At 58.0% G+C, this 18,458-nt stretch carries 16 protein-coding genes; 8 read left to right on the forward strand and 8 right to left on the reverse strand.

Translation table 11 applies throughout. From position 1 onward, the window contains the following. Positions 1-312 precede the first annotated feature (312 nt). Complete coding sequence (locus ABVF61_RS11315) at positions 313-789, reverse strand: MarR family winged helix-turn-helix transcriptional regulator (RefSeq protein WP_353993612.1); 477 nt, start codon at positions 787-789, stop codon at positions 313-315. A 153-nt stretch (positions 790-942) separates the two neighbouring features. Here ABVF61_RS11315 and ABVF61_RS11320 point away from each other — a divergent pair, with 153 nt between their 5' ends. Beyond that, positions 943-1,521, forward strand: a complete 579-nt coding sequence (locus ABVF61_RS11320) for a YceI family protein (protein WP_353993613.1) — start codon at positions 943-945, stop codon at positions 1,519-1,521. Between the two features lie 96 nt (positions 1,522-1,617). On the opposite strand, the gene ABVF61_RS11325 is transcribed toward ABVF61_RS11320, so the two are convergent. Next, positions 1,618-2,535, reverse strand: coding sequence for a LysR family transcriptional regulator (locus ABVF61_RS11325; protein WP_502949941.1), 918 nt, complete (start codon positions 2,533-2,535; stop codon positions 1,618-1,620). Between the two features lie 103 nt (positions 2,536-2,638). Here ABVF61_RS11325 and ABVF61_RS11330 point away from each other — a divergent pair, with 103 nt between their 5' ends. Then, positions 2,639-3,901, forward strand: a complete 1,263-nt coding sequence (locus tag ABVF61_RS11330) for a urate hydroxylase PuuD (protein WP_353993615.1) — start codon at positions 2,639-2,641, stop codon at positions 3,899-3,901. A gap of 227 nt (positions 3,902-4,128) precedes the next feature. Further along, the gene (locus tag ABVF61_RS11335) at positions 4,129-5,463 is read left to right on the forward strand and encodes an MFS transporter (protein WP_353993616.1); all 1,335 of its coding nucleotides are present in this window, start codon (positions 4,129-4,131) and stop codon (positions 5,461-5,463) included. A gap of 85 nt (positions 5,464-5,548) precedes the next feature. Here the strand turns inward: ABVF61_RS11335 and ABVF61_RS11340 are convergent, their stop codons facing one another. From ABVF61_RS11340 to ABVF61_RS11365, 6 genes are all read right to left on the reverse strand, one after another. Further along, positions 5,549-5,956 carry a hypothetical protein gene (locus tag ABVF61_RS11340; RefSeq protein WP_353993617.1) on the reverse strand — a complete coding sequence of 136 codons (408 nt, stop codon included), beginning with the start codon at positions 5,954-5,956 and terminating at the stop codon, positions 5,549-5,551. A gap of 21 nt (positions 5,957-5,977) precedes the next feature. Beyond that, the gene (locus ABVF61_RS11345) at positions 5,978-7,657 is read right to left on the reverse strand and encodes a hypothetical protein (RefSeq protein WP_353993618.1); all 1,680 of its coding nucleotides are present in this window, start codon (positions 7,655-7,657) and stop codon (positions 5,978-5,980) included. 4 nt (positions 7,658-7,661) lie between these two features. Continuing rightward, entirely contained in the window at positions 7,662-8,270 is a 609-nt protein-coding gene (locus ABVF61_RS11350) for a LemA family protein (protein ID WP_353993619.1), read from the reverse strand. A 7-nt stretch (positions 8,271-8,277) separates the two neighbouring features. Then, positions 8,278-9,216, reverse strand: a complete 939-nt coding sequence (locus tag ABVF61_RS11355; protein WP_353993620.1) for a hypothetical protein — start codon at positions 9,214-9,216, stop codon at positions 8,278-8,280. After that, a complete protein-coding gene (locus ABVF61_RS11360) occupies positions 9,213-10,586 on the reverse strand; it encodes a vWA domain-containing protein (RefSeq protein ID WP_353993621.1) in 1,374 nt (457 codons plus the stop codon). The genes ABVF61_RS11355 and ABVF61_RS11360 overlap by 4 nt, the downstream gene beginning before the upstream one ends. A gap of 714 nt (positions 10,587-11,300) precedes the next feature. Beyond that, positions 11,301-12,947 carry a bifunctional helix-turn-helix transcriptional regulator/alpha/beta hydrolase gene (locus ABVF61_RS11365; protein ID WP_353993622.1) on the reverse strand — a complete coding sequence of 549 codons (1,647 nt, stop codon included), beginning with the start codon at positions 12,945-12,947 and terminating at the stop codon, positions 11,301-11,303. Between the two features lie 176 nt (positions 12,948-13,123). Between ABVF61_RS11365 and ABVF61_RS11370 the strand changes: the two genes are divergently transcribed. The 5 genes from ABVF61_RS11370 (at position 13,124) to ABVF61_RS11390 (ending at position 18,456) form a co-directional block, all read left to right on the forward strand. Beyond that, positions 13,124-13,393 carry a LuxR C-terminal-related transcriptional regulator gene (locus ABVF61_RS11370; RefSeq protein WP_353993623.1) on the forward strand — a complete coding sequence of 90 codons (270 nt, stop codon included), beginning with the start codon at positions 13,124-13,126 and terminating at the stop codon, positions 13,391-13,393. A 196-nt stretch (positions 13,394-13,589) separates the two neighbouring features. Beyond that, complete coding sequence (locus ABVF61_RS11375; protein ID WP_353993624.1) at positions 13,590-14,591, forward strand: Gfo/Idh/MocA family protein; 1,002 nt, start codon at positions 13,590-13,592, stop codon at positions 14,589-14,591. A gap of 3 nt (positions 14,592-14,594) precedes the next feature. Then, a complete protein-coding gene (locus ABVF61_RS11380; protein ID WP_353993625.1) occupies positions 14,595-16,169 on the forward strand; it encodes an acyl CoA:acetate/3-ketoacid CoA transferase in 1,575 nt (524 codons plus the stop codon). Further along, positions 16,166-16,933 carry an enoyl-CoA hydratase/isomerase family protein gene (locus ABVF61_RS11385; RefSeq protein WP_353993626.1) on the forward strand — a complete coding sequence of 256 codons (768 nt, stop codon included), beginning with the start codon at positions 16,166-16,168 and terminating at the stop codon, positions 16,931-16,933. The genes ABVF61_RS11380 and ABVF61_RS11385 overlap by 4 nt, the downstream gene beginning before the upstream one ends. Positions 16,934-16,935: 2 nt before the next feature. After that, the gene (locus ABVF61_RS11390) at positions 16,936-18,456 is read left to right on the forward strand and encodes an aldehyde dehydrogenase family protein (protein WP_353993627.1); all 1,521 of its coding nucleotides are present in this window, start codon (positions 16,936-16,938) and stop codon (positions 18,454-18,456) included. The last annotated feature ends 2 nt before the right edge of the window (positions 18,457-18,458 follow it).

An 18,458-nucleotide genomic window follows, 5' to 3' on the forward strand; every position in this document is an offset into this window, starting at 1 on the left:
CTTCCAGGTTTTTTGAGCAGGGGCATTAGGGGGGCGGGCCCTGTGCACCCATTTTTTGATGCGATTGTCCGGTAACAGATTAGAGGACCGTCGCTGACCCATCGCATATCCAAACACCGGTTCGCGTCGCGAGTAAACCTTGTGGCAGGATGTTTGACGAGCCAGGTATTGGACACGGCAAGAGGATGTCCGGGTTCAGACAGCAGGATCGATCCTGGCGAAAATTCTGGGGAACTGGTGCACTTTAAGGGAAATTCTGCGCTGACGCTTTTCACAGCCGGATTTAGCGACGCTCAAGCAACTGTCTATCCATCATGTTTCATCAGCCGATTGCTGACGACCCTGCTGCCTGATCGGGCCCCCGCCGATATCGCCTAACTGTTCCAGAAAGGTCTCCAGATCCGATGCAGTTGCCAGAGCCTTCATGTGTCGATGGATGCCACGGCCATAGACTTCCCACATCTGCTTTCGCAGGGCAGCACCGTCGGGTGTGATGTGCAGGATCTTGCCGCGACGGTCTTTGACAAGAACCGTTTCCCGGATCAGTCCTTTCGAGACCAGTTGAGCCAGCAGACGCGACAGGTTGGATTGCTCGAACAGCAGCCAATCCGTCAATTCAAATGCCCTTACGCCGTCTTCGCCGGACATTTCAACGCCCCAGAGCAGGTCGTAAACGCGCAACGAAGGCAGACCCTTCTCGCGCAATGCCGCTTCCATGTTGCGGTGTGCCTGGCGGTGTGCACGGTTAAGAAGGATCCAGATGTCGGTTTCGTGGTGACTCGGATGCATTGTCTTCAAGTTTCGGTGAGCGGCGATCGGAGTTGTTTTTTCCGGCTCGTCAGTCTGATAGATGTCATAGCATCTATTTTGAGACTTGTGAAAATCACGATGTCGTATGCCCACAGGCAATCCTGCCTGACCACGAAAAGGAGAGATTTTCCGATGATCAGACTTGCCCCGATTTGCATTGCTGCAACGCTGCTGACCGTTCCAGCCGCTTTGGCAACGACCTACAAGACGGACCAGGGACACACAGAAGTTCAGTTCAGCTGGTCGCACGCAGGCGTTTCCACGCAGAGCGGCGAATTCACCGTGGTTGACGGAACCCTCGATATCGATCCGGAAAACGTTGAAAGCGCAAAGCTGAACGTGACGGTCAAGACCGATAGTATCGCAACGGGTTTCAAGCCTCTCGACGATCATCTGTCCAGCTCGGATTTCCTGGAAGTGGAAACCTATCCGGAAATAACCTTCGTCAGCACTGGTGTTGAGAAAACGGGAGACGACACTGCCAATGTAACCGGTGACCTGACCATCCAAGGAACCACCAAACCCGTCACGCTGGACACCAAGCTCACCCATATCGGCCCGCACCCGCTCGGGAGCAATATTGATTACTACAAGGGTGACTGGATTGCCTTTGAAGCTTCAACCACGATCGACCATATGGAATTCGGCGTTGGTCCCTTCTCGACCGGCCCGATCGCGATCCGCATTGTTACTGAAATGAAGGCTGAATAGTCCGCCAGGCGGCGATGACTGCCTTCCAAGACGCAAAAAGCCGCCGCATGGCGGCTTTTTTCATGGTGACCTCAGCAGCCTCGGCTAAAGCCTGCCCTACCGCATCGGCATTTCGGCCAACGCGCGTTGAATATGCCCGACCATGAAATCAAGAAACAGCCGCACTTTGGGATCCTGCCGTTTTCTGTGCGTGAAAAGACAGGCCATCTGCGCGGGTACCGGCGGCTCATCCACCAAAACGGCAACAAGCTGGCCGGAAGCCAGATAGCGTGCGATCTCGAAAACCGGCTTCAAAATGATCCCGTGGCCATCCAGAGCCCAGCTGGTCAGCACATCACCATGATCGGATTCAAACGGCCCGGTCACCGCCACCTTCTTCACCCCGTTCTTCGTAACAAGCGGCCACTGGAATTCCGGTGCGCCGGGGTAACGCATGTTGAGGCAGTCATGGCGGCTTGAGGACAGGTCTTCATAGCTCTTCGGCTCCCCCTTGCGGGTGATATAGTCAGGCGCTGCGCACAGAACCCGTTCACAGTCGGCGATTTTCCTGATTTTCAGGGTCGAATCCTCCGGCACACCGAGGAAAAACGCAGCGTCCAGCCCTTCACCGGCCAGATCCACCTTCCTGTCCGACAACCGGAGGCGAATGTCGATCAGCGGATTGGCCTCCTTGAACAGCGGGATCGCAGGCGCGATCAGCCGCTGCCCCATACCGATCGGGGCGGCGATGAACAGCGTACCGCGCGGCGAGCGCGTGATCGAGCTGATGTCGGCTTCGGCTTCCTCGACAGCCTCGACGATCTTTGTCGCCCCGCGGTAAAAGAGGTTCCCGTGCTTGGTTGGGCTGAGCGCTCTGGTCGTGCGTTGAAACAGGCGCACATTCAGGTGTTCTTCAAGCTGCGATACGCGAGCAGATGCAACGGCGGAAGAAATGCGCAGATCGCGTGCGGCGGCGGACATGTTTCCCAACTCATAAACGCGCAGGAACGTCCGAATATTCTCCAGATACGCCAAAAACCCATTATTCCGTTTTTTTTGAAACTGCTCGGAATTATGTCGAGATACCAGAAAATTTCAAGGTAGATTAGGGTGGCGGACAGACAACCGGAGGGACACTATGTTGGACATTGCCATTATCTGGGACTGGCTGGCATTTGCCGTCAGGTGGCTGCACGTCGTGACAGCCATTGCCTGGATCGGCTCATCCTTCTACTTCATCGCCCTGGATCTGGGATTGCGCAAGTCGCCCCACCTGCCGGCGGGCGCTTTTGGCGAGGAATGGCAGGTTCACGGCGGCGGGTTCTATCACATCCAGAAATACCTGGTCGCGCCCGAAAACATGCCAGAGCACCTGACCTGGTTCAAATGGGAAAGCTACGCCACCTGGCTCTCCGGAGCAGCGCTGATGATGATCGTCTACTGGGTCGGCGGCGAGCTTTATCTCATAGACCCCGAAAAGGCGGATCTGTCTCTTTGGCAGGGCATCCTGATATCCGGCGGATCCCTGGCCATCGGCTGGCTGATCTACGACTACCTTTGCAAATCGAAGCTAGGCGACAGTCCGACGCTGCTGATGATCCTGCTGTTTTTCATGCTGGTCGCCATGGGATGGGGCTATGACCAGATTTTCACCGGCCGCGCGACCATGCTGCATCTGGGGGCTTTCACGGCCACGATCATGACGGCGAATGTCTTCATGATCATCATTCCGAACCAGAAGATCGTGGTCGCGGATCTCAAGGCCGGACGCACGCCCGATGCCAAATACGGCAAGATCGCCAAGCTGCGCTCAATGCACAACAATTACCTGACGCTTCCGGTCGTGTTTCTGATGCTGAGCAACCACTATCCGCTCGCATTTGCGTCCGAATACAATTGGGTGATTGCCGCCCTGGTTTTCCTTATGGGCGTCTCCATCCGCCACTATTTCAACACCAAGCATGCCGGAGGCACTGCGCCCATGTGGACCTGGCTGGTGACCTCGATTCTCTTCGTGGCCATCATCCATCTGAGCATGGCGCCGATGTGGTCTGAAGACAGCTATGAGGCGTCCGAAACCCGTCCCTTGAACGCTACGGAACAGGTTTTTGCAAGTGCCGCCGGATTTGAGGACGTGAAGGCCATCGTTCCAGGACGGTGTGCCATGTGCCATGCCCGCGAACCCTTTTACGAGGGGATATACTGGGCGCCGAAGGGCGTGGTTCTGGAAACAGAAGCCGATATCGTTCGCGCTGCGCGGGAGATCTACCTGCAGTCCGGCGTGACCAATGCAATGCCACCCGCCAATGTCTCGCACATGGAACCCGGGGAACGGCGGAAAATCGTGGAATGGTACCGAAACGCTCGCGAACAAATGCCGTTCGGCGTCGCCACGAGGTAATCCTATTCAGCGAAACTGATTGACCCGCTTGTTGTTCGCTGCAAGCCGCGCCTTCTCGGAGAAACGCATCGCGCGCGTCTCAGGCCGCATTGCCTGTTTGATCCGTTCAAGAATCCAGCGTTTAACGGATTGCTGACGAGATTGACCTTCAACCTCCTTGGAGATGCCGTTCGAAGCGTGATATTTCTAATTGAAGAATTCGCTCCAGTCAGCTTTGCACCCGTCACATGTACTCAGTTCTCGCCAACAGGACCTACCGGCATCTCTTTGCAGCCCAGTTCATTGCCCTTTTCGGCACAGGGCTCATGACGGTTGCGCTGGCTTTGCTTGCCTACGACCTTGCAGGCGCAAATGCCGGGGCAGTGCTCGGAACAGCTCTTGCCATCAAGATGGTTGTTTATGTCATCTTGTCGCCGCTCGCCGGCGGCTTTGCAGCGCGACTTCCGCGCAGGTCATTTCTTGTCATTCTCGATCTGATACGGGCAGGAACCGCGATCGCACTGCCTTTCGTCGATGCAGTCTGGCAGATCTATCTTCTGATTGCGCTTCTGCAGTCTGCATCGGCCGCCTTCACTCCAACCTTCCAGGCAACAATCCCCGAAATTCTTCCTGACGAGGAGGATTACACCAACGCGTTGTCACTCTCGCGAATGGCATACGATCTTGAAAACCTGCTAAGCCCGGTCATTGCGGCGGTTTTGATCGGCCTGATCGGATTTCATTGGCTTTTTGCGGGCACGGTCGCAGGTTTTTTGCTTTCGGCAGCACTGATTGTCTCCGTTGCGCTTCCAACGGTCCGCAATCTCACACAGCTCTCGCCATTCAAACGCATTTCACAGGGCATGCGGATCTATCTGGGCACACCGCGCCTGAAGGGCCTCATGGCGCTCAATCTGACCGTGGCCGCCGCGGGAGCGATTGTGATTGTAAATACTGTCGTGATCGTCAAGACACTGCTTGGCGGAAGCGATGCCGACCTTGCCCTCACGATGGCCGCCTATGGCGGTGGCTCAATGGCGATGGCGCTCGCAATTCCACGCCTTCTGTCCTCGGTCAAAGACCGGAGCCTCATGCTTGGGGGTGCGATTCTCATGCCGCTGCTGCTGGTTTTGCTGTCCGCCCTGATCCAGGGGCTCAAGCCGACAGATCTCTGGTCCTATCTGTTGATGATCTGGTTCCTGATGGGCGTCGCCAACTCGGCGGTTCTTGTCCCGTCCGGACGTCTTTTGCGCAACTCGGCTCACTCTGAAGACCGTCCGATGGTTTTCGCGGCGCAATTTGCGCTCTCCCACGGCTGCTGGCTGATCACCTACCCGCTTGCGGGTTGGCTCGGGAGCGCGGCCGGTCTATCAGCAGCCGTCACTACGCTGGCGGTGCTTGCGGTCATTGGAGCGTTGGCCGCGTCGCGTCTTTGGCCATCGTCGGACACAAGCGTCCTCGTTCACGAACATCCTGAACTTCCGGCCGACCATCCGCATCTGAGAAACGCCCACGGCAAACGCCATGCCCATGCCTATGTGATCGACAATCTCCACACCAGTTGGCCGGACGGGCGGTTCTGATGGACCTGCTCGTTTCCTTGCAAAGATGGACCAATCATAAGGTCACCGCGCATTTCTGGTGAATGCCTTAGACAGAAATAGGCGGCTAGCGATTCAGGATTGGATCGAGATAGATACCGGGAACAAAACCGGTCATGCCATAGTGATCGATCTGGCACCAGACACCGCCGAGCAATTCACGCTTAGCCTCCGCGCTCGCATCCTCGAATGTGAGCGGCACTATTTCGGGGGCGCAATTCAGAACTAGGATTTCGCTGGCGGACCTGGTCAGGCTGCCGACGGTCGCAGCGCTCCGGTCACCCGCAGCACGCACCACAAGCCGCATGCCCTCTGGCACGTTTCGCAGCCTGTAGGCCGGGCCCCAGATGCCGAAACCCGGCAAATCATTGACTTCCGCAGGATCATCGCTGCTGGCGCGAACTGTCTGCGAGCCTGCTCCCATCAGGAACATGCAAAGGATCACGCAGAGTGATTTCGAGGCTGGCATGGTCATCGGTCTTCTCCCAGGCAACAGTCAGCGGGCTAGCCCGGCCTGCCGGGCATCATTCAGCGCACCTGCGCAGATCTGGGCCGAAGACGGTGCCAGGGTTTCCACGCGGTGCTTTTTCAAAATCGCGGAAAAAGCGTCGAGATCCCCCGCGAAGCCAAGACGAATTGTGACGATCATTGCATTGCCAAGTTCAAGACAAGGATCCCCGAGCTGAAGGGCCGAACCACCCGGTGTGGCCACACCACCGCCGGGTGCTGCCGTTCCCGCAGATGAAGCCTGCTGACCTGCCGGATCAAATTCCGGAATGAAATCGGAAGGATGAATTCCGATCTCGGCCCCTCCGGCGATCATTGTCGCCGGATCTTCACCGCCGTCGCCCGGAGCGAGCGGGATCCCTTGGGCGATCGTGATCCAGGGACGATTGTCGTTGGCAATCAGCCCGATCGCAATCAGCTCGGCCATGATGACCGCGCATTGCCGCGGCTGCGCTGACGCAACGCTGACAACGCCCTGCGCGGCCAGAATGCGCAGCACCGCGTCGCGGTCTGTTCGCGACTGCCCTCTCAAAAGGGGGCTGATTTGGGGCTGCAGTATGATGCAGGCTTCGGCAAGCAGCCGCTCGTTCGCCGGCTGTCCGCCCGAAGCCGCGTTTGGCGTCCCGCCGGCTTGGGCAGCAGGTGCTTGCGGCGCCGGCTGCGCAGCTTGCGATGGGCCTGGATTGGGAGCCGGTACAGGAACCGCAGCGGCTTGGGAACCGGCCGCGCCTGCTCCCAGCCCGTTCTCGGCAAGCTTCCATAGTCCTTCATCCTGGGCGATCAGGTCGAGAGCTTTCCGGCAGGCAGCCTGATCCGCTGTCGCCTCTGTGCTTTTAACACCCGAAAGAACGTAAATGCTGCGCATGTCCTGGATTTGTCTGGTGCTGGCCTGAGCATTGATGATCTTCGTGATCCGATCCAGCTCGGTGCAGGCGTTAAACCCTGGATCTGCGGGTGCCGCAGCTTGCCCCTGACTGGCGGGAGACCCGGCTCCACTTGCACCGGAGGATTGAGCCGAAGGCAAAGTTTGCGCACGCAGCGACAAGGAGATTTTCATGGAGGCAATCTGGTTCGTACCTTGAAGGACCAGTTGGGCTCTCTGCTCTCCAAGACCGGTAAACGTCACGCCGACATTCATCGGCATGCCGCCCCAGCTGCCGAAGCCACCGGACCATGGTCCGGCATCTTGGCCTGTCAATGCAATCGGCGCATCCGTCACTTCTCTGGGCAGAGTAAGCGTCGCCGCTGTCGGTGACGATTTCCGGAGACTGACCGTGCCCGTTGCATCGACCGGCGTCGGCTGCGTGATGCCCGCCGCGGTTACGGTGCCGCTGCCGCCGGTGACTGCGTAAACGTAAGTTCCCAAATCGGCCTGCCCTGCACCGAGACCTGGTGCCTGAACCGGGCTGTTCGAAATATGGCGCATGTCGACCCAGCCATTGAGGCCAGGCAAGGCCACAACGCACATCGTGCCTTCGCATTGATTGGTCACGTTGATCCCACATGTACCAACGCCAATGCTGCCGATCACCGGACCGTTCGTCGTCGGCGCATCATAAACGCGCAGCGAATTCCCGTTAGGCGACGACGCAACACAGGTGTCGGCAGCCGCATACCCGTGAGAAAGGCCCAAACTCATAAGGACCACAAAGACCAAGAACAACTTCATGAGGTCAGCCTTTCTCGTTGCGTCCTGGAACTGCCATTTCCAGACCGTCAAGCGTGGGATCTTTTGAAATCGCCTTCATTTCGGCTTCGTCCAGCGTAAACATTTCCGAAGGCCTGAGCCCATTGATGCCGGCAACAATGTTCCAGGGTATCGAGGCTGCACGCGTATTGTAAGCCTGAACATTGCCATTATAGATGCGTCGTGCCGCCGCCACCTGATCTTCAGTTTCCTCAAGCTGCTTTTGCAGAACGACGAGGTTTTCGGTTGCCGTGATTTCGGGGTTGTCTTCGGTATAGGCAATGAGCTGACCAAGGGCCTGAGTCAGGCCGGCCTCGGCCTTTGCGATATCAGCATGACGCTCGCTTGCCAGCGCTTCGAGCGCGGCCGCGCGCGCGGAGACGATTTTGTCGACGATCGCCTGTTCGTGCCCGAGTGCAGTGCGGGCGGCCTGAACGAGATTGGGCACCAGAGCATGTCGGCGCTTGAGCTGAACCGTTATGCCGGACCAGGCTTCGTCAACGCGAAACTTGGCGGCCATGAGCGAGTTGTAGCAAACGACATAGGTGCCGACGACAACTGCGACCAGGAGTATCAAAGTCAAAACAACCGACATATCCGGCTCACTCCGCGTAGTGTTTGAATGAAACGGCAGCCTCAGAAAATCCGGCCACCGCATCCTTGACGAAGGACTGCAATATCGTGTCGTCCAGGCCCTGCAGATTTCGAAATCCGGCGAAGAAAACCGTGTCGCGGTCGATAATCACGCGCGCTGCGAACCTGTCCGCAAGATCGAGCAGAGTTGTCTGAAGCGCTGGTGTGAGTACCTGGAGCACTTCGACAGAGACCTTGTCGAGTTGCCCCTCATCGTCTCGTGCGGTGACACGGATATTAAAGGCATCGTTGAACGCGATGCTCTCGGTCTTGAGATCGCGGTCGAGAGGTCCGACCGAACTCAAGTTTTCAGGCATCAGTACAAGCCGGATGCGGGCGTCGCGATCAAGTTTGTAGGCCGCAACCATCATGACGACATTGCCTTGCGGGCCACTTCCCGCGGATTTTGTATTCTGCTTGGGACCACCGAAAAGGGCCGTCGAAGAATGAGCGCCCAGTCCAACCCAGAGCGGGCTGCCGTTTTCCGCGGTGCCCCACATTTCACTTTCGATGACCAGCGGGATGGAGCCTCCGACCCGCAGCTTGAAAATTTCCGGAATTTGCTGCCGGATCTTTTGCATGCGCACGTCCGGAATTTTGGACCGGAACCGGAAGCCGAGATGCTGGGCAGCGCTGCGCAACCGGTTCAACCGGTCCTTCGACGCGCCTGTGAAATGATCGATGGCAAATCCACCGCCCATGCCGATGGTCACAAGGACAAATCCAAGCGGCCGAAGGCTCTCGCTGAAGATAGCGAGCAAAAACCCCGGCAGCGACAGCAGGAAAAACGGGACCTCAAGCTTTTTGAACGACGCCGGTAACAGGGGTTTGGTGCGTTCGAGTTGTGTTTCCGTCGCGGGCTGAATACGCGCTTCGAACGGGTCCCAGAACGTGGTCTGTGCGCTCACGGGAACACCAGTTCAATCGTCTGGTCCGACGCAGGGGCAACTTCAACCACTTCGACGAATGGATCCCGTTTGCTTTTGTCCCACGCTTCAACACGCACGGCATATTGACCCGGCAACAGCATGATCGCGTCGCCACCCAGGCGCATCGCGACGAAATCATCGTTGTTCTCGGTCGAAGTCCCTTTGTATATGTTGATCCTGACATCGAATTTTTTGAGCTCGCTGCCGTCGCGATTGAGGGCACGGAAAAGGACTTTCGAGGTGGGCGCGATGATTTCGGCTTGTGCGGTTTGTCCAGTCTCCACGTCGATGTCGACACTGCCGGGCGACATCTTGTCGAGGCGCGTGATGACCAGTCTTGCGCGGTATTTTCCGCTCGGGACGACCGCGACAACATTCTGCGTGTACGCCGAGAATGTCTCGCCTGTAACAGTGTTTTCAATATCCCAGCGATAGTCGACATCGGAAAGTTGAATGTCCTGATTAGCCATGATCGCGGCAAGATCGAGTTGCCCTGCTCCCAGTACAAGGTTGACTTCAGTCATCTCCGTGTCAGTGACTGTGATCTCAGCGGATGCGGAACTGCCACGATCCGTTCGCGCGACGAGCCGGTACGCACCGGGATCGAGCCGCCCGATCAGTTGCGTGACGGCGACCAGATTGATCTCCTCACCGTTTTCCTTCACCGCGCTCCAATACACCCGGACACCATCAGCATCCGTTAGCGATGGTGCCCCCTCTTCGAGACTGACCGTTGCGGTGAGGTTCTTGGAAAGAGATATGGCGGGAGGCGCCGGCGCGGCCGTGGGAGCCGGTGCCGGCGCCAGGGCAACCGTCTGTTGAAGCGCCTTGCTGAGATCGGATGCACTCGACGCATTCAGGAACAGACCGCCCGTATTTTCCGCCAGGCAGGCAACCTGCCGGCTTTCATCCGCGCTCAGACCGAAACCGATCACATGCGCGGTGAAATCGATGCCAAACGACTCCAGTTCCGATGCCACGGCACAAGGATCGGCTTCGCAGGTTTCGATACCATCCGTGATCAGGATGACCGTCGCCTTGTCTTCCTGATACCGAAGCTCTCCGGCCGCCCGCCGTACCGCTTCCGTCAATGGTGTCTTGCCCTTCGGATTCAGTCCTTGAACCGACGAAATCAGCGCACCCGACCGGGTCGCAGCAGGGCCGATCGGCACGAGTGTCTCGATATCATTGCAATCGCCTTTCCGGTTGTGGCCATAGGCGATCAGGCCGACATCCAGGTCCGGTGGCAATTGCCTGGCGACACCGGCAAGCGTTTCGCGTGCCGTGACGATCTTTGCGGTCCCGTCGATCTGCCCCCACATCGAGCCCGAGCCGTCGAAAACGATCATCGCGCGCCCTGGCGCGGCGTCCTGTGCTTTTGAGATCGTGGCGGTGCAAGTAACTGTAAAAACGAAAATAAAAAATCTGATCCAACAAACGCGCATTATCAAACATCCTTGTGTCGTCTGCCGACCCAAGAAGAGCACGCAAGCTTATCGAAAGACAGCTGTGGATTTCATTAGGTCATACCCTCATAAGATAGACTGCGACGGCGCGGCAAACGGCGATGAGCTGCAAGGAAAGGCGCGAAAAGCGGGCTTTTCGCCCGGTTGAGCGTTTTGACGCAGCAGATCGAAGCCGTTTTTGCGTCCCTTCAGGATAATACCAAGCTCAAGAAATAAGAACCGATCTGACCGTGTTTGAAGGCTGTTCGGCAAGGAGCAGGTTGCAGGGCGATATGGTTTATCGTCCAAAACCTGCGACGCGGCAGAACAGCCTTCAAACGTGGCCTTCGGTGGCCTGTTCCGGCTCTCCGGACGGCGTTGCCTTGTTTGAACGGCCAACCAGGCCGTCCTGCACAAAGCGCCTTGCCGGCAAACCGGAACAGCGCCATCAGATAGGTCCTTATTTCTTGAGCTTGGTATTAGGTGATTTTGCACGGCTACTTCCTTGCGAAACTTTGAAAACCGGGCGGTAACCCGCAGTTTCGCGCCTCGTATCCGACCAAAATCATCCATACCATCGCAGTCTATTTTATGAGGGTATGACCTAGGTTGCCACGTTCATTCGAATGAAAGAAAGCGGACCCAGTCCTTCCAGTGACTGAACGGAAGACTGTGCCCCGCATTCTCCACAAGGGTCACGCGGGCATTCAACCGTTCTGCAAACGCCAGGATCCTTTCAGGCCGGATCGACCGGTTCTGCGTCCCATGAACAAAGTGGATCGGTACTTCGGTCGGCGTTAGCTGGCGTTCCCAATCCGACGCAACGAAACGGCAGTCATTGATGAAACTCTCTGAACCCTCTTCCACATGGAACAAGTGACCCTGCCAGAAGAGATCGAGCAGATGCGGATCCCGGCACGCGTCCAGATCCGCTGGTGCTCCGCCGAACACCGTTTGCGCGAAACCGCCCGGGCCGTCGCGCTTCAGACGTTTGTCCCCCAGCTTTGCCATGTAGCTCAACAGCGAAACGGAAACGCGCGGCAGGATAGCAAACAGCTTCTGCTGCGGCGGTGCGCTGGCAAAATCCTGCAATGTCCGCATGGGCGGCTGCGCTGAAACGCACAGGACCTCAGAGATACGTTTTTGCAATTCCGGCAGGCAGAGAAGCGCAAAGATGCTACCGACATCAAAGGCGACAAGCGAGACCTTTTGAATGTCGAGCTGATCGAGCATGTCATTGAGATCATGCGCATAACGCTTGGGATCCAGGAGCAGGATATCGTGCCCGTCGCTTCGGCCATGCCAGGGCCGTGCAGGTGAAAGAAGACGTATTCCTTCGGCGGCGAAGTGGCGTGCCGCCGTGTTGGGCATGCGATTTCCGCAAAGGCAACCATGCAGGAAAACAACGGGCTTGCCATCCGGAGCCCCCTGTTGGAGATAGTCGAGTTGCCTCCCGTCTCGCAGCTGCAACTGCAGGCGGGCGTAGTTCTCGGTGCTATGCCGATCTGAAGGACGTCTGCTTGCCGACGCGGCGACGGCTCTCGCCAGATCAATCAATTCGCTGGTACCGCGTGACCGTGTCTTGGTGATCATCGACTTGATCTGCTGGCGAACAGTGTCCACGGACCTCTTGCGGGTGTCGGCCACTTCCGAGGGCGAGTAACCGCTCACGAGCAGCGACAGAACATCGGTTTCGCTCGGTGTCAGTCCGTAAAGGCTCTGCATCGCGAGGCTGGCTCCGTTTCGCCAGATCCGGTCCACACCCGACAAGGTCCAGGTCCCGCTGTTCAGTTCTGTCTCGTCCCTGGAAAGGGCCAGAAGCACCTGCTTTCCCGTGTCCGTGTTCGGGATCCGGATGACGGGCCAATCGGACAGCCGGCCTGTAATGGCATCGCGGAGCAATGTGAGCGCATCGTCATCGATCGGAAGGTCTTCAAGCGAAACACCGGGGCTCAATCCCAGAAGGGTCTGTGCGATGTCGTTCACGCTTTTGACTGACAGATCCGAACCGATGGTTACCTCGGGCCGATCGGGCTCTGCCGCGGGGTTCTTGAGGCTTGAAAGGAGTTTTTCGGCCGTTTCGAAATGGCTTTCGATGTCCCGCTTGCGCCGGAGCAATTCCCGGTGTGCCCTCGGATCCGAAATGCTTCCCTCTGCAAGGAAAATCAGTTCGTCAAACCGGTCCTGATCCAATATGGCGCTATAGGCATGCGCGATCATGTCGTCCAGTTTGGAAGGGTCTTGCCCCTTTTTCGTCTCGCTCAAAAGTCCAGTCGCCCCGCAAATGCCCAACAGCGTAATGAATTCGCGCCTTCGCCCCATGAAAAACTAGCACTCTTGTGCGCGCATTCAACGTCATACCCAAATTTGGTCATGTCCTGAAGGAATCGCTCTGTTAGCGAAGAGGAGGTGCGTCGGCGAACGGGAATGGGAGGCGGAAATTGCAAGTCATTGCTCCTGCTGGAATGGAACTTGAACCGCTTACGGTGCGCGAGTGCGAATGTCTCCGGGAGCTGGCGCAGGGAGAGCGCCCTCAAAGGATCGCAGCAACCCTCGGTATCGCGCCGATCACCGTCGACTTTCATATCCGAAATGCCCGGCGCAAACTCGGAGCCAGAACCCGTGAACACGCCATAGCAATTGCCCTGTCGCACGGGTTGCTCAGTAAAGTGTCCTTGAACACCTGTCTGAAACTCAAGACAGCCGTGTGAACGCAGCCCCACCAACTCGCGAAGAGTAACACTACCTACTACCCTCCACCGCCAGGCATTGCCTTGGCAGTTCCAGAAATCCGTTTCAAAGCCTCCTGCGATTTAATGAAATGACAGCTTGACAAATTGGAACGTTCCAAGTTTTATACTTCGAGAAATTGGAACGTTCCAAACAAAACCCAAATGGGAGGTATGAATGCGTTGGGCCCTGATCGGTGCGAGCAGAATTGCGTCGGGTTATGTGATTGATGCGATCCGTGCACAGGAAGGTGCCGACATTCAGTCCGTCCTGAGTACGGATCTTGGCCGGGGCACCTCCTTTGCAAAAAACAACGGCATTCCCGAAGCCTTGACGGATCTCGACATGCTGCTCGCGGACGACACGGTCGACGCGGTCTACATCTCGACGACAAACGAAAAACACCATCCGCAAGCGATGGCCGCCATCGCCGCCGGCAAACATGTCCTGTGCGAAAAACCGCTGGCCATGACACTTGAAGATGCAGTCGAGATGGTTCGGGCAGCACGTGAAAAGGGCGTTGTTTTCGCGACCAACCATCATCTGCGCAATGCCGGCTCACATCTTGCGATACGGGAACTCATCGCATCCGGACGGATCGGCAAGGTCCTGAGTGCACGCGTTTTTCATGCGGTCAATCTTCCAGAACACCTTCGCGGCTGGCGCATCAATGATGCGGCTGCCGGTGGCGGTGTCATCCCCGACATCGTCGTGCATGACGCCGACTCGATCCGCTTCCACCTCTCCGAGGATCCTGTGGATGTGGTGGCGAAAGCCGGAACATCGGGGATGGGTGAAGGTGTTGAAGACAGCGTCATGTCTGTCTGGTCGATGCCGTCCGGCGCAATGGTCCAGACCCATGAGAGCTTCACGCACGGTTTTGCCGGTACCGGGATCGAATTTCACGGCACTGAAGGTTCGATCTTCGCACGGAACGTCATGACGCAGGAGCCGGTCGGCGAAATCAGGCTCGTCGACCAAAGCGGCGAAAGCCCGGTGACCTTCCAGGCTCACAACCTCTACCACCGTGCTCTTGGCCTTTTCACGAATGCCGTTCGCGGGAACGGTTCACCGTCAGCTGACGGCGTAGACGGCATCAAGTCGCTCGCAGTCGCACATGCCGTGCGCCAGGCGGCGCAGTCCGGTTCGGCGGTTCGTGTCGACTACGGAGGGTTTTGAGCGATGTCTTCCAAGATTGTTTCGGCCCAGGACGCCGTCTCGCGGATCAACGACGGTGATGTTGTCACCGTTTCGTCTTCCTCCGGCCTCGGGTGCCCCGACAAGGTCCTTGAAGCCATCGGCTCAAGGTTCGACACGGAAGGGCACCCGAGGAACCTTACGACGCTGCATCCGATTGCTGCCGGCGACATGTACGGCATCAAGGGCATTGACCACATCGCCAAGGACGGGCTCCTGTCCACGATCATTGCCGGTTCTTATCCCTCCGGCCCGTCTTCGCTGCCGATGCCTGAGATCTGGAAGATGCTCGTCGAGAACCGCGTCGCAGCCTACAACGTGCCGTCCGGAATCCTCTTCGACATGCACCGGGACGTTGCCGCACGTCGGCCTGGTGTCATGACGAAAGTCGGATTGGACACGTTCGTCGACCCGGTGCGCGAAGGCTGCGCCATGAATGACGTGGCAGCAGGCAAACCGATCGTTTCAAGGCTCGACCTTGGTGGCGAAACCTGGTTGCATTTTCCGAATATCGTGCCGAATGTCGCCATCATCCGGGCAACGACGGCGGACGAGCGCGGCAACCTGACCTACGAACACGAAGGGGCGTATCTCGGAGGTCTGGAACAGGCAATCGCGGTGCGCAACCACGGCGGTCTTGTAATCGCGCAGGTCAAGCGCGTGACTGCCTCCGGGTCCTTGCGCCCGCATAATGTCCGGGTCCCCGGGCACCTGGTTGATTTGGTCGTTGTTGACCCGGACCAGCGCCAAACCACGGAAACGAACTACGATCCCGCGATCTCAGGCCAGATCATGCGCCCGTGGTCCAGCTTTACGTTGTCTGAACATGGCGTGGAGAAGGTGGTTGCGCGTAGGGCAGCGATGGAATTGAAATCGGGTCAGACCGCAAATCTTGGCTTCGGCATTTCGGCAATGGTCCCGCGTGTCCTTCTGGAGGCCGGACAGGAACAGGCTGTGACCTGGGCCATCGAGCAGGGCGCCACAGGCGGCATGCCGCTCACCGGATTTGCCTTCGGCTGTGCGTCCAATGCCGATGCCTACATGCCCTCGCCTCAGCAGTTCACCTACTTTCAGGGCGGTGGCTTCGACGTTTCGTTCCTCTCCTTCCTGGAAATCGACCTTGAAGGCAATGTCAACGTCTCCAAACTCGGCAAGAAACCCTATTTGACGGCCGGTTGCGGCGGCTTCGTCGACATCACGGCAAATGCCGGAAAGATCGTCTTCTCCGGCCTGTTCGAGGCTGGTGCAGACCTCTCCCTGACCGATGACAGGCTGACCGTGAAGTCGCCCGGCAAGTTCACCAAAATGGTGGATGAGGTCGAACATGTCACCTTCTCCGGACGCCGCGCACGCGAGCTCGGCCAGGAGGTGCTCTACGTTACCGAACGCTGTGTCATCCAGCTGACCGACAGCGGCCTGCTGGCAACCGAAGTCATGCCCGGCATCGATCCGCAAAGAGACATTGTCGATGCCTCTCATGGACGCGTGAGATTGGCCAACGACCTGGCCGAGATGCCGGCGGCTCTGCTGCGCGATGCTCCGATGGAGTTGCGCCTGTGAGTGCACTCCACCTCATACGCCACGGCCCGATCGCCGAAATTCGCCTCGACAACCCGGCGAAGCTCAACGCCTTTACAAGCGAGATGTTGAGCGCCCTCGAGCAGCATTGCGCGGAGGTCGAAAAGGACCCAGCCATCAACGCTGTCGTGATCAGTGCGGAAGACAGCAAGGCCTTTTGTGCCGGTGCGGATATTCTCGCCTGGTCGGAACTCGAGCCGTTTGAGTTTGCCAGGCACTGGGTGCGCGAAGGCCACCGCATTTTCGATCGTGTTGCGCGTCTGGCGAAGCCGACTGTTGCCGCCATCGGCGCACATGCATTTGGCGGCGGGCTTGAGTTTGCCGCAACCGCCGACATCCGCGTCATGGCGCCTCAAGCTACTTTGGCGTTGCCGGAAGCCTCTGTCGGCATTGTGCCCGGCTGGTCGGGTACGCAGCGCCTGATCCGGCTCCTCGGCGAACCGATCGTGAAGGAAATAGCCCTGTTCGGCCGCCGGATTTCAGCGGAACGCGCATTTGCCGCAGGTTTCGCCGCTGAGATTTCCGATGATCCCAGGGCCAAGGCGTTCGAACTCGCCGAAGGTCTCGCGGGAAAGTCGCCGCGCGCGGTCGAAGTCGCCAAATATATGATCCACGCAGCAGTCGGTGAAGATACGAACGCCATGATCGAAGCGCTTGGCGCCGGCATGATTTCGCCCACCGCAGACCGAACCGAGGGCGTCGCCGCCTTTCGCGAAAAACGCAAACCGGAATTCCCTGGGAACTAGAAATGAGTGAACTCAACGTCGTCTCTATCAGCGAAGCAAAGATTCCAGCCGAGCCTTTCGTCGCTCGCCACCTGATCGACGGTGAATGGCGGGGCAGTGCCGATGCAGCGACTTTCGAAAGAACATCTCCGTCGCACGGATCTGTCGTCACGATTGCCAGTAAAGGAGGCGAGGCCGATGCGGATGCGGCCATCGCGGCTGCAAGGCTTGCCTTCGACAAGGGGCGCTGGTCACGCACAAGCGGCAAGGATCGCGCGACAGTTTTGCTGAAGGTTGCCGATCTGATCGACCGTGAGAGAGAGCGGATCGCCTTCATGGAAACGCTCGAATCCGGCAAGCCGATCAGCCAGGCGAAAGCCGAGATTGAAGGCGCATCAGATATCTGGCGCTATGCCGCCTCGCTTGCACGCACCATACATGGCGAAAGCCACAATTCGCTCGGGCAGGACTTTCTCGGCCTGGTTCTGAAGGAGCCGGTCGGTGTTGTCTCGATCATTACACCCTGGAACTTCCCGTTTTTGATTGTTTCGCAGAAACTTCCTTTCGCCTTGGCGGCAGGCTGCACAGCTGTTGTCAAACCGTCGGAGATGACCCCGGCGACAACGGTTATCCTTGGAGAATTGCTTTTGGAAGCCGGGATCCCGGCAGGCGTCGTCAACATCGTCCTCGGCTTCGGTGATCCGGTCGGGACGGCGATGACCGCCGACAAGCGTGTCGACATGGTCACGTTCACCGGCTCGACCGGCGTCGGCAAAGCCATTGTCAGCGCTGCGTCGGGCACCTTGAAAAAGGTATCGCTCGAGCTCGGCGGCAAAAATCCGCAGGTGATTTTCCCGGACGCGGATCTCGACAGCGCAGTCGATGCCGTCGTGTTCGGCGTTTATTTCAACGCGGGCGAATGCTGCAATTCCGGATCCCGGATCATCGTGCACGAAGACATCGCTGAAAAGTTTGTTGCCAGAACGGTCAAACTGTCGCGCCGCGTCCCGTTCGGCGACCCGTTGGACCCATCGACCAAGGTCGGTGCGATCATCACGCCTGAGCACCAGAACAAGATCGATACCTATGTCCAGGAGGCCAAGGCTTCGGGCGCTGAGGTTCCTCTCGGTGGCGGTGCGCTGCAGGTACCGGGTCTCAATGGCCAGTTCTATCAACCGACCGTCGTCACGAATGTCAGTAGTGCGATGCCGATTGCCCGCGAAGAGGTTTTCGGTCCCGTTCTGACGGTCTTGACGTTCACGACCCTTGATGAGGCAATCGAGCTCGTCAACGACGCCGACTACGGGCTGTCGGCAGGCGTTTGGAGCGAGAATGTTCATACGTGTCTGGAATTCGCCCGGCGGGCAAATGCCGGCACCGTCTGGACCAACACCTGGATGGATGGCTTTGCTGAACTTCCCTTCGGCGGCATCAAGGAAAGCGGTCAGGGCCGGGAACTGGGAAAATATGGTCTGGAGGAATTCCTCGAGGCGAAGACCGTTACCATGCGGATCGGCAGATCACGCGAACCGTGGGTCGCCTGATG

The sequence above is a fragment of the Roseibium sp. HPY-6 genome, from assembly GCF_040530035.1.
Classification (GTDB): Bacteria; Pseudomonadota; Alphaproteobacteria; order Rhizobiales; family Stappiaceae; genus Roseibium.

Bases quoted from the DNA above. Each gene is read 5' to 3' on its own strand.
- ABVF61_RS11315 (WP_353993612.1), bottom strand. From the start codon at position 789: ATGCATCCGAGTCACCACGAAACCGACATCTGGATCCTTCTTAACCGT.
- ABVF61_RS11320 (WP_353993613.1), top strand. From the start codon at position 943: ATGATCAGACTTGCCCCGATTTGCATTGCTGCAACGCTGCTGACCGTT.
- ABVF61_RS11330 (WP_353993615.1), top strand. From the start codon at position 2,639: ATGTTGGACATTGCCATTATCTGGGACTGGCTGGCATTTGCCGTCAGG.
- ABVF61_RS11335 (WP_353993616.1), top strand. From the start codon at position 4,129: ATGTACTCAGTTCTCGCCAACAGGACCTACCGGCATCTCTTTGCAGCC.
- ABVF61_RS11340 (WP_353993617.1), bottom strand. From the start codon at position 5,956: ATGACCATGCCAGCCTCGAAATCACTCTGCGTGATCCTTTGCATGTTC.
- ABVF61_RS11345 (WP_353993618.1), bottom strand. From the start codon at position 7,657: ATGAAGTTGTTCTTGGTCTTTGTGGTCCTTATGAGTTTGGGCCTTTCT.
- ABVF61_RS11350 (WP_353993619.1), bottom strand. From the start codon at position 8,270: ATGTCGGTTGTTTTGACTTTGATACTCCTGGTCGCAGTTGTCGTCGGC.
- ABVF61_RS11360 (WP_353993621.1), bottom strand. From the start codon at position 10,586: ATGATCGTTTTCGACGGCTCGGGCTCGATGTGGGGGCAGATCGACGGG.
- ABVF61_RS11375 (WP_353993624.1), top strand. From the start codon at position 13,590: ATGCGTTGGGCCCTGATCGGTGCGAGCAGAATTGCGTCGGGTTATGTG.
- ABVF61_RS11380 (WP_353993625.1), top strand. From the start codon at position 14,595: ATGTCTTCCAAGATTGTTTCGGCCCAGGACGCCGTCTCGCGGATCAAC.
- ABVF61_RS11390 (WP_353993627.1), top strand. From the start codon at position 16,936: ATGAGTGAACTCAACGTCGTCTCTATCAGCGAAGCAAAGATTCCAGCC.